Below are 12,553 nucleotides of genomic sequence, written 5' to 3' on the forward strand. Positions count from 1 at the left end.
GTTTCGGCTAAAATTTTGGTCATGGCTGACGGTACGGAGAAGGGCGGGCGACGCGGCGGACCGCGGGCGGCCGCGGACGGCGGCGGGCTCTCGCTGCGCGAACTCAAGAAGATCCGGACCCGCGAACGGATCTCCGGCGAAGCGACCCGGCTGTTCGTCGAGCGCGGCTTCGACCACGTCACGGTCGCCGAGGTCGCCCGCGCCGCCGAGGTCTCGACGATGACGGTCTTCAACTACTTCCCGCGCAAGGAGGACCTCTTCCTCGACCGCGTCCCCGAGATCGTGGAGCTGGTGACCCGCGCGGTACGGGAGCGGGGCGAGGGGTGCTCGCCGCTGGAGGCGTTGCAGAACCTCGCGCTCGGCCTGCTGGAGCAGCGGCATCCGCTCGCCGGGGTGGGGGAGTGGGTCGGCTACTGGTGGCGGGTGCTGGTCGAGTCGCCGGCGTTGATGGCGCGCGGGCGAGAGGTGCTGGAGGAGTTCGAGGGCACGCTCGCCGGGCTGTTCGCGGAGGCCGAGGGTGCCGGGCCGGACGCGTACGGGCCGAGGCTGGCCGCGGCGCTGACCGTGGCCGGGTACCGCTCCGTGTACGCGACGGTCGTCCGGCGGCAGCTCGCGGGCGTCCCGGTCGAGGAGATCGCCGCGGAAGAGGGGGAGCTGCTGCGGCGCACGTTCGAGGCGCTGTCACGGGTGGTGCGGACGGGGCCGCCGGTGCGCGAGTCCTGAGCGCCGGAGGCGGCCCGGCAGTCCGAGCGCGGGGATCCGGCGGCCGGATCGCCGGAACCTGACGGCCGGACGATCCAGGAGTCCCGCGCCCCGGACGGCCGACGAGTACGAGGAGCTGCGCGCCCGACGGCCGCCCCGGCCGCACCGCACGGCATGTATCCCAAAATCGAACAACGCTCGCCCCGCCCGTGACTTCGGACACCTTCACCCCGCTGCCGGTTTCCCGCCCCGGCGGCCCCGGTACCGGAGGGAACCGGGTCCGCCGGACGGGCGTGGGTGAAGGGGGGCACGGCCTGTGGATGATCGCCAGGAAGAGACGCGGGCCGCCGGACGTTGACATCGGCGACCACACGTTCGGGTGAAGCAGTGCGACGGACCCCGTAATTCGAATGCGCGTGCTATAGGCTCGTGTGTGGCATCAATAAGACATCGCCGCGGCAGCCCCCATACCCTGGGGCGGGGGCTCGCCCAGCTTCCGTGCCCACCAGGCTCGGCGCCCGGACGACCGGGTCGCCCGACCGTCGCCGTCAGGGCCGCACGCAGCTGGGCCGCGGCCTCCCGCCCCTCTCCAGAAAGGTGCCGACCGGCGTGGCCGACCGTCTCATCGTTCGTGGCGCTCGCGAGCACAACCTCCGGAACGTCTCGCTCGACCTGCCCCGAGACTCCCTCATCGTCTTCACGGGGCTCTCCGGCTCGGGCAAGTCCTCGCTCGCCTTCGACACGATCTTCGCCGAGGGGCAGCGCCGCTATGTCGAGTCGCTCTCCTCCTACGCCCGGCAGTTCCTCGGGCAGATGGACAAGCCCGATGTGGACTTCATCGAGGGCCTGTCCCCCGCGGTCTCCATCGATCAGAAGTCGACCTCGCGCAACCCGCGCTCCACGGTCGGCACGATCACCGAGGTCTACGACTACCTCCGCCTGCTGTTCGCCCGGATCGGCAAGCCGCACTGCCCCGAGTGCGGCGACCCGATCGCCCGGCAGTCGCCGCAGGCCATCGTCGACAAGGTCCTGGAGCTGCCCGAGGGCAGCCGCTTCCAGGTGCTGGCCCCGCTGGCGCGCGAGCGCAAGGGCGAGTTCGTCGACCTCTTCTCCGACCTCCAGACCAAGGGCTACAGCCGCGCCCGCGTCGACGGGGAGACGATCCAGCTCTCCGACCCGCCGAAGCTCAAGAAGCAGGAGAAGCACACGATCGAGGTGGTCGTCGACCGCCTGACCGTCAAGGACAGCGCCAAGCGGCGGCTGACCGACTCCGTGGAGACCGCGCTCGGCCTGTCCGGCGGCATGGTCATCCTCGACTTCGTCGACCTCGACGAGGACGACCCGCAGCGCGAGCGGATGTATTCGGAGCACCTGTACTGCCCGCGCGACGACCTGTCGTTCGAGGAGCTGGAGCCCCGCTCCTTCTCCTTCAACTCGCCCTTCGGCGCCTGCCCCGACTGCACCGGCATCGGTACGCGCATGGAGGTCGACCCCGAGCTGATCATTCCGGACGAGGAGAAGTCCCTCGACGAGGGTGCCGTCCACCCCTGGTCGCACGGCCACACCAAGGAGTACTTCGGCCGGCTGGTCGGCGCGCTCGCCGACGCCCTCGGCTTCCGTACGGACATCCCGTGGGCCGGGCTGCCGCAGCGCGCCAAGAAGGCGATCCTCAACGGCCACCGCACCCAGATCGACGTGCGCTACCGCAACCGCTACGGCCGCGAGCGCTCGTACACCACCGCGTTCGAGGGCGCCGTGCCGTTCGTCAAGCGGCGCCACCAGGAGGCGGAGAGCGACAGCAGCCGCGAGCGCTTCGAGGGCTACATGCGCGAGGTGCCCTGCCCGACCTGTGAGGGCACCCGGCTCAAGCCGATCGTCCTCGCCGTCACGGTCAAGGGCCGCTCGATCGCCGAGGTCTCGGCCATGTCGATCAGCGACTGCGCCGACTTCCTGCGCGAGATGAAGCTCGACGCCCGCGAGAAGAAGATCGCCGAGCGGGTCCTCAAGGAGGTCAACGAGCGGCTGAAGTTCCTGGTCGACGTCGGCCTGGACTACCTCTCGCTGAACCGTGCCGCGGGCACCCTCTCCGGCGGTGAGGCCCAGCGCATCCGGCTCGCCACCCAGATCGGCTCCGGCCTGGTCGGCGTGCTGTACGTGCTCGACGAGCCGTCCATCGGTCTGCACCAGCGCGACAACCACCGGCTCATCGAGACGCTGGTGCGCCTGCGCGACATGGGCAACACCCTCATCGTCGTCGAGCACGACGAGGACACGATCAAGGTCGCCGACTGGGTCGTGGACATCGGCCCGGGCGCCGGCGAGCACGGCGGCAAGGTCGTGCACAGCGGCACGATGAAGGAGCTGCTGGCCAACAAGGAGTCGGTCACCGGGCAGTACCTGTCCGGCAAGAAGGCCATCGTGACGCCCGAGGTGCGGCGGCCCGCCGACCCGAAGCGGCAGCTGACGGTGCACGGCGCGAAGGAGAACAACCTCCGCGACATCACCGTCTCCTTCCCGCTCGGCGTGCTCACCGCGGTCACCGGTGTCTCCGGCTCCGGCAAGTCCACGCTGGTCAACGACATCCTCTACACCCACCTGGCCCGCGAGCTGAACGGCGCCAAGTCGGTCCCCGGCCGCCATGTGCGCGTCTCCGGCGACGACCAGGTGGACAAGGTCGTGCACGTCGACCAGTCGCCCATCGGCCGTACGCCGCGCTCCAACCCGGCGACGTACACCGGCGTCTTCGACAACATCCGCAAGCTGTTCGCGGAGACGATGGAGGCCAAGGTCCGCGGCTACCTGCCGGGGCGCTTCTCCTTCAACGTCAAGGGCGGCCGCTGCGAGAACTGCGCGGGCGACGGCACGATCAAGATCGAGATGAACTTCCTGCCGGACGTGTACGTGCCGTGCGAGGTCTGCCACGGCGCGCGCTACAACCGGGAGACCCTGGAGGTCCACTACAAGGGCAAGTCCATCGCCGAGGTGCTGGACATGCCGATCGAGGAGGCGCTGAGCTTCTTCGAGGCCGTACCGACCATCGCCCGGCACCTGAAGACGCTCGACGAGGTCGGCCTGGGCTACGTCCGGCTCGGGCAGTCCGCGCCGACGCTGTCCGGCGGTGAGGCGCAGCGCGTCAAGCTCGCCTCCGAGCTGCAGAAGCGCTCCACCGGCCGTACGGTCTACGTCCTGGACGAGCCGACCACCGGCCTGCACTTCGACGACATCAGCAAGCTGATCAAGGTGCTGTCCGGCCTGGTCGACAAGGGCAACTCGGTCATCGTCATCGAGCACAACCTCGACGTGATCAAGACCGCCGACTGGATCGTGGACATGGGTCCCGAGGGCGGCAACGGCGGCGGTCTGGTCGTCGCCGAGGGCACGCCGGAGGAGGTCGCGGCGGTGCCCGCCAGCCACACCGGCAAGTTCCTGCGCGACATCCTGGGCGACCGGGTCAGCGACGCGGGGCCGGCCACGGCCGGCGGGGCGAAGAAGCGCGCGGCGAAGAAGACCGTCGCCGCGGCGAAGGCCCCGGCGAAGAAGACCGTCTCGGCGAAGACCGGCACCAAGGTGGCCGCGGCGAAGCCGACGGCGAAGAAGACGGCCGCCAAGCCCGCAGTCGCCAAGACGACGGCGGTCAAGAAGACGGCCGTGAAGAAGGCGACGCGGGCCCGCCAGGCCTGATCGCCGACGGACGAGTCGACGGACGAGTCGACGGACGAGTCGACGGGCCGCCGCCCCACCCATAAGGGGAGGGACGGCGGCCCGTCGTCGTCTTGGGGTGGGCAGTCCGTCATGGGGCGGGCGGCCCGCCCGACCGCCGTGCGCCGCGCGGCCCGCCCGCCGCCGCACAGGCCCCGAGCGGCCGAGCCGGTCCGTACCACCGCCACGGCCGCGGAACCCGCCGTTCGTAGCACTGTCACGGCTGCGGAACCCGCCGTCCCGTGCCACTGCCACGCTGGTGCCAGCCGCCGCCCGTCCCGCCGTCACGGCTGCGGCCCCCGTCCCGTAGCACTGTCACGGCTGCGGAACCCGCCGTCCCGTGCCACTGCCACGCTGGTGCCAGCCGCCGCCCGTCCCACCGTCACGGCTGCGGCCCCCCGCCCCGTACCACCGTCACGGCTGCGGCCCCCCGCCCCGTCCCACCGTCACGGCTGCGGCCCCCCGCCCCGTCCCACCGTCACGGCTGCGGCCCCCCCCGCCCCGTACCACCGCCACGCCTGCGGAACCCCCGTCCCGCACCACCACGGCTACGACGAACCCGCCGCCCCCCAACCGCTACAGCCGCGAATCGCGCCGCCCCGTCACTCCGGCCCCAGCAGTTCCGTCGCGTACGGCGGCTGCGCGCCCGGCCGGGAGCAGGTCACCGCGGCCGCGCGGGCGGCGAAGCCGAGGATGTCGCGCCAGGCGTCGGGGGAGAGCGCGGCGAGCGCGTCGGGGGAGAGGGCGCCGTGCGCGTCGAGACGGTGCAGCAGGGCCGCGTTGACGGTGTCGCCCGCGCCGATCGTGTCGGCGACCTCCACCTGCTCACCGGGCACCGCGATCTCCGCGCCGCCCGGCGTCAGCACGGCCAGCCCGTGGCCGCCGCGCGTGAGCACGACCGCCGCGGGACCGGCCGCCAGCCAGTCCTTCACCGCGGCCGCGACCCCCTCGGTACCGGCCAGCCACTCCGCGTCCTCCTCCGAGAGCTTGAGCAGCGTGACGTGCGGCAGCCAGGCGCGGAAGCGGGCGCGGTAGGCGTCCGCGTCCGCGATCAGCCCGGCGCGGATGTTCGGGTCCAGCGCCGTGAAGATCCCCTGCTCGGCCGAGCGGCGCAGCAGGGCCTCGTACGCGCTCGCGCCCGGCTCCAGGACCAGCGAGCAGGTGCCGAACGACACCGCACGCGCCGCGTCGGGCAGTTCGGCCGGGAGGGTGAACAGCCGGTCGGCGGTCCCGTCGGCGTAGAAGCCGTAACCGGCCGAGCCGTCCGGGCTGATGTCCGCGACGGCCAGGGTGGTGGGCTCGGTGCCGCGCTGGACCAGCGAGGTGTCCACGCCGTCCGTCCGCAGCCCGCGCAGCAGTTCCTCGCCGAAGGTGTCGGTGGACACCCGCGAGCAGAACGCGGCGGGCGAGCCGAGCCGCCCGAGGGCGAGGGCGGTGTTGTACGGGCCGCCGCCCCGGCGCGGCAGCAGCGCGGGCAACGGCCCGTCCCCGGACGGCGATTGCGAGCTGGGGACGAGGTCGATCAGGGCCTCGCCGGCGACGACGATCACGACAGTCCTGGCCTTTCTGGGGGAGGGGCGGGGCGGGTGGGTCAGTGTCCGGCGCAGCCGCAGGATTCGCGGTGCACGTACGTACAGGGCAGCCGGAGGGTGCGTGGCGGGCGGTCCGGTTCCTCCAGCCGCTCCAGCAGCAGCCGGACCGCGGCGGCCCCGATCTCCTTGCTGGGCTGGGAGATCGCGGTCAGGCGCGGCGCGAAGAGGTCGGCCCAGGAGAAGTCGTCGAAGCAGGCCAGCGCGATGTCGCGGGGGACGTCGCGGCCCAGGTCGCGTAGCGCGCGCAGGGTGCCGATGGTCATCGCGTTGTTGGCGGTGATGACGGCGGTGGGCGGTTCGGGGGCGGCGAGCAGGTGCCGGGTGGCGTCCTGGGCGCCCTCGGCCTCGGAGTTGCCGCCCGCCAGGAGCTCGGGGGCGAAGGGCAGCCCGCGGGCGCGCAGGCCCTCGCGGTAACCCTGGACGCGTTCGGTGGTGGTGCTCAGTCCGGGCAGCCCGGCCACCAGCCCGATACGGGTGTGGCCGAGGTCGGCGAGGTGCTCGACGAGCTGCCGTACGGGGGCGGTGTTCTCGGCGCAGACCTGGTCGTACGCGTCGCCGACGAGCCGGTCGAGGAAGACGGCCGGAACCTTGCGCCGGGTCAGGTAGTCCACCATGCCCGCCGGTTCGGCGGACGGCGCGACGATCATGCCGTCCACCCGGCGCTCGTGCAGCAGCCGGACCACCTTCTGCTCGTGCGCGGGGTCGTCGTGCGGATCGGCGATCAGCAGGCTGTAGCCGGCTTCCAGGGCGCCGGCCTCGACGCCCTGGAGGATCTCGGTGAAGTACGGGTTGCTGATCGCGGAGACCGCGAGGCCTATGGAGCGGGTGCGCGCGGTGACCAGGGAGCGGGCCAGCGTGTTGTGGGTGTAGCCCAGCTCGTCGATGGCCGCGAGGACGGCGGCGCGGGTGTCGGGGCGTACCGGCCGGGTCTCGTTGAGCACGTGCGAGACCGTGGCCACGGAGACCCCCGCCTGCCGTGCCACATCGACCATCGTCGTCATCCGGTCCGTCTCCCCGAGTCCGTCGCCCTGTTTCGCCGGCAGGAGGTCCGGCTGCCGGTACGTAGTCCATCACAGCCTAGACGTAAACGCTTGCGCAAACGTTTACCCCCGGGTTACGTTCACGCCGCTCCATCCCGCAACACCCGCAACACCGCACGAAGACGTGAGGAGGCGCCGATGCGCGCTGTCGTGGTCACCGAGCCGGGCCGTACCGCCCTGACCGAGGTTCCCGATCCCCGGCCGGAACCCGCGGAGGTCGTCGTGCGCGTCTCCTCCTGCGGGCTGTGCGGGACCGACATGCACATCCTGGGCGGCGAACTGCCCGCCGTGCCCTACCCGCTCGTCCCCGGGCACGAGCTGACCGGCGAGGTGGTGGCCGTGGGCGAGGGCGTCACCAGCCCCGCTGTCGGCGACCGTGTCGCGGTCGACCCGAACATGCCGTGCGGTGCCTGCCACTACTGCCGTATCGGGCGCGCCAACCTCTGTGAGGACTATCAGGCGATCGGCGTCACCCAGGCGGGTGGTTTCGCCGAGCTGGTCGCCGTCCCCGCACGCTGCTGCCACCTCGTCCCGGAGTCCTTCTCCGAGGCCGCCGCGGGCCTGATCGAGCCGCTGTCCTGCGCGGTGCACGGCCTGAACCGGCTGCCCCGCCGCCCCGGCGAGCACTACCTGATCTACGGCGCCGGAACGATGGGCCTGATGATGGCCGCGCTGGTCCGCACCGCCGGCGCCGCCTCGGTCTCCGTCGTGGACCTCAACGAGGACCGGCTGGCCTTCGCCGAGAGCTTCGGCCTGGACGCCGCCGTCACCGGCGCCGACCAGCTCGGCCGCAAGCCCGGCTTCGAGGTCGTCATCGACGCGACCGGCGCCGTCCCGGCCATCGAGGACGGCCTGGGCCGGGTCCGCAAGGGCGGTACGTTCCTCCAGTTCGGCGTCACCGACCCGGCCCGCTCCGCGAAGTTTTCGCCGTACCTGGTCTACCACCACGAGATCGACGTCATCGGCTCGATGGCCGTCCACAACAGCTTCCAGCCCGCCATCGACGTCCTGGAGGCGGGACTCGACCTCGACCCGCTGGTCAGCGACGTGTACGGGCTGGAGGACTTCGACGAGGCGGTGGCCCGGTTCCGGGCCGGCACCGGCCGCAAGATCCACATCGCGCCGCAGCCGGGCTCCCGTACGGCGGGCCCGCGCCCCGCGCGAAAGGGGTGACCGGCCGTGCCCGCACGCATCAAGAACGCCCTGATCTGGGTCTTCGGCGCCCTCGGCGGCATCCTGTGGGGCTATGACACCGGCGTCATCTCCGGCGCCATGCTCTTCATCAAGAACGACATCGCGCTGACCCCGCTCCTGGAGGGCATGGTCGTCTCCGGCCTGCTGGTCGGCGCGATGCTGGGCGCCGGCCTGTCCGGCCGGCTGTCCGACTCCTGGGGCCGGCGCCGGCTGATCCTCGCCGCCTCCGCCGTCTTCATCCTCGGCACCCTCGGCGCCGCCCTGGCCACCACCCCCTGGACGCTGATCGCCTTCCGCTTCGTGATCGGCACCGGTGTGGGCATCGCCTCCGTCGTCGTACCGCTCTACCTGACGGAGCTGGCGCCCAAGCACCTGCGCGGCGGACTGACCTCGCTGATGCAGCTGCTGGTCACGGTCGGCATCTTCCTCGCGTACGTCACCGACTACCTGCTCGCCGGCGCCGAGGCGTGGCGCTGGATGATCGGCCTGGGCGTGGTGCCCGCCGCGATCCTCGCGCTCGGCATCGTCACCCAGCCGGAGAGCCCCCGCTGGCTGGTCGGCAAGGGCCGCAACGACGAGGCGCGGCACGTCCTGACGCGGCTGCGCGGTACGGGCGGCGCGGCCGACGCCGAACTGGCCGAGATCGAGGAGACCGAACGCGTCGAACGGGCCGAGAGCCGCCCGCTGACCCTCAAGGACCTCACGGCGCCCCGGCTGCGGCCGGTCCTCCTCGCCGGGATGCTGCTGGTCTTCTTCCAGAACTTCGTCGGCATCAACACGATCATCTACTACGCGCCGACGCTGCTCACCGACATCGGCTTCGGCTCCGACGGCGCGATCCTCGCCAACGTCGGCATAGGGCTGCTGAACATGCTGATGACGCTGCCCGCCATGCGGCTCATCGACCGCAAGGGACGCAAGCCGCTGCTCCTGTACGGCGCCCTCGGGATGTGCGCCGCGATGCTCGTGCTGGCCGTCACCAACCTGTCCGGCCTCGGGTACGGCGCCGCGCTGTCCACCCTCACCCTCTTCGGGATCGCCCTGTACATCGCGTCCTTCGCCGTCTCCTGGGGGCCGGTGCAGTGGGTGATGCTGCCGGAGCTGTTCCCGATGCGGATCAGGGCCGCGGCGGTGAGCCTGTGCGTGATGTTCAACTGGCTGTTCAACATGGCGGTCTCGCTGGTCTTCCCGTCGCTGCTGCGCGCCTGGGGAGCGGGCGTCAACTTCCTGTTCTTCGCCGTGACGACGTTCGCCGCCTTCCTCTTCGTACGGAAGCTGCTGCCGGAGACCAAGGGCCGCAGCCTGGAGGAGATCGAACGGGACCTGCTCAAGGGCCGTTCGGGTCATCCGGAGGACCGCGACGGAGGCCGGTCGGGTCACCCCGAAGCGGACGGATCGGTACCGGTATCGTCGGGAGCCGACGCCGCGGGGTGACGCCGCGCCCTGACCGAATTCCCGGGAGTACGACATGAGCCAGCCCCCCGCCCGCCGGACCGTGCTGCGAGGGGCCGCGCTCGTCGGCGCGGCGGGCTTCGGCGTCGCCGCCTGCTCCGGCGGCGGCTCGGACGAGTCGTCCGCGACGCCCGCCGAGCCCGTCGCCCTGGGCGCCGCGGCCGAGGTACCGGTCGGCGGCGCCAAGCTGTACCGCGAGAGCCGTCTGCTCGTCTCGCAACCCGAGAAGGGCCAGTACAAGTGCTTCAGCGCCAAGTGCACCCACGCGGGGTGCGTCCTGGACAAGATCGAGCGGAACCAGGGCAACTGCCCCTGCCACGGCAGCCGGTTCGACGTCACGACCGGCAAGGTCATCCAGGGGCCGGCCTCCAAGCCGCTGCCGGAGGTCCCCGTCAAGGCCGAGGGCGGGAAGCTGATCGCGGGCTGACGGCCCGGTGGGCCGATGGGTGACGCAGTGGACGCCGGGCGCCGTCACACAGCGCAGTTGGCCGGAAACGGACGGCTCGGCGGCGGGGGACTGACAGGGGGCCGGGTGACGATCTACGATCGCACGACGCGTGGCACGGATGGCGCGCGAGGGGGTGTCGTCGTGCTGGTTTCCTCGTGTCTCCACCCGGCGGCGGCAGCATGACCGGGCGTCGCTACCGGGTCGTCTGCCCTCCTGTACCCACAAGCCATGGAGAGCCACCCGCGATGCACTGGAGGCGACTGCGCCGCCGCTGCCGGCGCGTGATCGACGGGATACCGCTGCCCGAGCCGTTCTCCGCCCAGGAACTGTGCGCCCGGCTCGCCGCCGACCGGGACCGCCCGCTGCGGCTGCTGACCCTGCCCACCCCGACCGGGCTGGGGATGCCGACCGGCATGTGGCTGGCCACCGAGGAGGGCGACTACGTCTTCTACGACGCCCAGACCAGCCCGCTCCACCAGGAGCACATCATCCTCCACGAGATCGGCCACCTGGTCTGCGACCACCGGATGGCCGTCGAGGACCCCCGGCTCTTCCGGTACATCGACATCGAGGACCCGGCGTCCATCCGGCGGGCCCTGGGCCGCACCCGCTACTCCGACCGGCAGGAGCAGGAGGCGGAGATGATCGCCAGCCTGATCCTGGAGGGCGCCGGCCGGGTGCCCGCGCCGACGCTGCTGTCCGGCACGCTCGGCGGCCTGGCGTCCGGCATGGGTCTGCGGTCCGGTACGGGCCCGCGGGGCAGCCGCCACTCGGGGGCGCCGTGCTCACGTGGCTGACGGACCTCGCCTGGCTGGAGAACGCCGGCATCGTGGCCCTGTGGGCGGTGGTGCTCGCCCGGGCGCCGCAGGGTCTCAAGGACCGGGCGCAGCGGCCGCTGTGGTTCGCCATCGTGATGATCGCGCTGGCCATGTCGATGCACCTGGAGCCGGTCACCGCCGTGCTGGCCCGCCTCGTGCCGGGCGCCCACTGGGTGGACCTGTCCACGCACCTGTTCAGCATCGTCGACGCGGCCGCCGTGCTGTGGTTCATCTTCCAGGCGGCGGGGCGACAGCGCCGTACGGTGCTGGTGTTCGGCGCCGCGCTCGCCGTCATGCTGGCGCTCATCGCGCTCGACCTGACCGGGCCCCCGCACGCGCGCAACCAGATCACGCCGTCGCCGGACATCCCGAGCGTGCCGGACGCCTACTGGTACGTCTTCTTCGCCTTCCACCTGACGGCCGACACCACCTGCGGCTTCGTCTGCTGGGCCCAGGGCCGTACCGGCGCGCCCCGGCTGCTGCGGTACGGGCTGCGGCTGTTCGGCACCGGCATCCTGCTGGCATCCCTGCTGTGGGTGCTCAAACTGGCCTACCTCCAGACCCGTTCACCGGTGTTCGGCCCGCTGTTCTCGCCGGTCACCGGCGTCGAGGCGCTGTTCATCGCGGCAGGCGTGGCACTGCCCGTGGTGGCCGGGGCCCGTCAGCTGTGGCGGGACCGCGCGTCCTACCGGGGGCTGGCCGTGCTGTGGCGGGAACTGACGGCGGTCACCCCCGACGTGGTCCTCGGGCCGGGCAGCCGGCTGCGCAACGCCGTGCTGCCGCTCCAGCTGCGCCTGTACCGGCGCGTCATCGAGATCCGCGACGCGATGATCGTGCTGCGCGACTACGTCACCCCGGACACGCTCGACGGGGTCCGCCGGCACGTGGGGGAGCGGGCCGTCCCCGAGCACCTGGCCGACGCGCACGTCACCGCCTGCTGGCTGGCCGCCGCCCTGCACGCGCGGCGCACCGGGGAGGCGCCGCGGGCCCAGACGGCCAATCTCGCGGGCCCCGGCGCGGGCGATCTCGGCGCGGAGGTCCGTCACCTGCTGCGGATCGCGGATGCCTACCGGTCTCCCGTGGTACGCGAGTACCGGGCGGTACACGTCGGCAGCGGGTGACGGTACCGCGCCGCGGCCCGCCGCCGACGGGCCGCCGTTTCCCTACGAGGAGAGGAAGACCGTGCTCATTGCCTTCGCCCTGACGCCCATGGGCGTGGAGGAGAACGGCGCGGCGTACGTCGCCGACGCGATCAAGATCATCCGGGAGTCCGGGCTGCCGAACCGCTCGGACTCCATGTACACGATGATCGAGGGGGACTGGGACGAGGTCATGGACGTCGTCAAACGCGCCACCGAGGCCGTCGCCGACCGGGTGCCGCGCGTCCAGGCCAGCATCAGGATCGATGTGTGGCCGGGGATGGACCGCCCGCTGGACGGCAAGATCTCGATGCTGGAACGGCGCGTCGCGGACAACGCGGCGGCCGCGGGCGCCCTGGACGGCCGTACGGCGGCCGCGGACGCCGACGCGTCGGGCGTCCCGGCCACCGGGGCGGGGCCGGCCTCCTAGAGAGCGCCCACGCCGCCAGCGGGGCACCCCCGGGGGTGC

At 72.2% G+C, this 12,553-nt stretch carries 10 protein-coding genes; 8 read left to right on the forward strand and 2 right to left on the reverse strand.

Features of this window, described 5'->3' with window-relative positions; translation table 11 throughout:
* The first annotated feature begins 21 nt into the window (after positions 1-21).
* A complete protein-coding gene (locus OEIGOIKO_RS31890) occupies positions 22-723 on the forward strand; it encodes a TetR/AcrR family transcriptional regulator (protein WP_125056943.1) in 702 nt (233 codons plus the stop codon).
* 588 nt (positions 724-1,311) lie between these two features.
* Positions 1,312-4,383 carry an excinuclease ABC subunit UvrA gene (gene uvrA / locus OEIGOIKO_RS31895; RefSeq protein ID WP_125056944.1) on the forward strand — a complete coding sequence of 1,024 codons (3,072 nt, stop codon included), beginning with the start codon at positions 1,312-1,314 and terminating at the stop codon, positions 4,381-4,383.
* A gap of 620 nt (positions 4,384-5,003) precedes the next feature.
* Here the strand turns inward: uvrA and OEIGOIKO_RS31900 are convergent.
* Positions 5,004-5,951 (reverse strand): carbohydrate kinase family protein, encoded by a 948-nt coding sequence (locus OEIGOIKO_RS31900; RefSeq protein ID WP_125056945.1) that lies wholly within the window; start codon positions 5,949-5,951, stop codon positions 5,004-5,006.
* A 41-nt stretch (positions 5,952-5,992) separates the two neighbouring features.
* On the reverse strand, positions 5,993-6,994 hold the full coding sequence (locus tag OEIGOIKO_RS31905; protein WP_125056946.1) for a LacI family DNA-binding transcriptional regulator: 1,002 nt from the start codon (positions 6,992-6,994) through the stop codon (positions 5,993-5,995).
* A gap of 177 nt (positions 6,995-7,171) precedes the next feature.
* Between OEIGOIKO_RS31905 and OEIGOIKO_RS31910 the strand changes: the two genes are divergently transcribed.
* From OEIGOIKO_RS31910 to OEIGOIKO_RS31935, 6 genes are all read left to right on the forward strand, one after another.
* On the forward strand, positions 7,172-8,206 hold the full coding sequence (locus tag OEIGOIKO_RS31910; protein WP_125056947.1) for a zinc-dependent alcohol dehydrogenase family protein: 1,035 nt from the start codon (positions 7,172-7,174) through the stop codon (positions 8,204-8,206).
* Positions 8,207-8,212: 6 nt separating this feature from the next.
* Positions 8,213-9,661: a sugar porter family MFS transporter gene (locus tag OEIGOIKO_RS31915; protein ID WP_125056948.1), complete on the forward strand. Its 1,449-nt coding sequence runs from the start codon at positions 8,213-8,215 to the stop codon at positions 9,659-9,661.
* 34 nt (positions 9,662-9,695) lie between these two features.
* Complete coding sequence (locus tag OEIGOIKO_RS31920) at positions 9,696-10,106, forward strand: Rieske (2Fe-2S) protein (RefSeq protein WP_125056949.1); 411 nt, start codon at positions 9,696-9,698, stop codon at positions 10,104-10,106.
* A 266-nt stretch (positions 10,107-10,372) separates the two neighbouring features.
* Positions 10,373-10,924: an ImmA/IrrE family metallo-endopeptidase gene (locus OEIGOIKO_RS31925; protein ID WP_125056950.1), complete on the forward strand. Its 552-nt coding sequence runs from the start codon at positions 10,373-10,375 to the stop codon at positions 10,922-10,924.
* On the forward strand, positions 10,909-12,066 hold the full coding sequence (locus tag OEIGOIKO_RS31930) for an MAB_1171c family putative transporter (protein WP_125056951.1): 1,158 nt from the start codon (positions 10,909-10,911) through the stop codon (positions 12,064-12,066). The genes OEIGOIKO_RS31925 and OEIGOIKO_RS31930 overlap by 16 nt, the downstream gene beginning before the upstream one ends.
* Before the next feature lie 61 nt (positions 12,067-12,127).
* On the forward strand, positions 12,128-12,514 hold the full coding sequence (locus OEIGOIKO_RS31935; protein ID WP_125056952.1) for an MTH1187 family thiamine-binding protein: 387 nt from the start codon (positions 12,128-12,130) through the stop codon (positions 12,512-12,514).
* The last annotated feature ends 39 nt before the right edge of the window (positions 12,515-12,553 follow it).

Source organism: Streptomyces paromomycinus, assembly GCF_003865155.1.
In the GTDB taxonomy this organism is placed as follows: Bacteria; Actinomycetota; Actinomycetes; order Streptomycetales; family Streptomycetaceae; genus Streptomyces; species Streptomyces chrestomyceticus.

Coding starts and splice junctions, on each gene's coding strand:
- OEIGOIKO_RS31890 (WP_125056943.1), top strand. CDS start 22: ATGGCTGACGGTACGGAGAAGGGCGGGCGACGCGGCGGACCGCGGGCG.
- OEIGOIKO_RS31905 (WP_125056946.1), bottom strand. CDS start 6,994: ATGACGACGATGGTCGATGTGGCACGGCAGGCGGGGGTCTCCGTGGCC.
- OEIGOIKO_RS31910 (WP_125056947.1), top strand. CDS start 7,172: ATGCGCGCTGTCGTGGTCACCGAGCCGGGCCGTACCGCCCTGACCGAG.
- OEIGOIKO_RS31920 (WP_125056949.1), top strand. CDS start 9,696: ATGAGCCAGCCCCCCGCCCGCCGGACCGTGCTGCGAGGGGCCGCGCTC.
- OEIGOIKO_RS31925 (WP_125056950.1), top strand. CDS start 10,373: ATGCACTGGAGGCGACTGCGCCGCCGCTGCCGGCGCGTGATCGACGGG.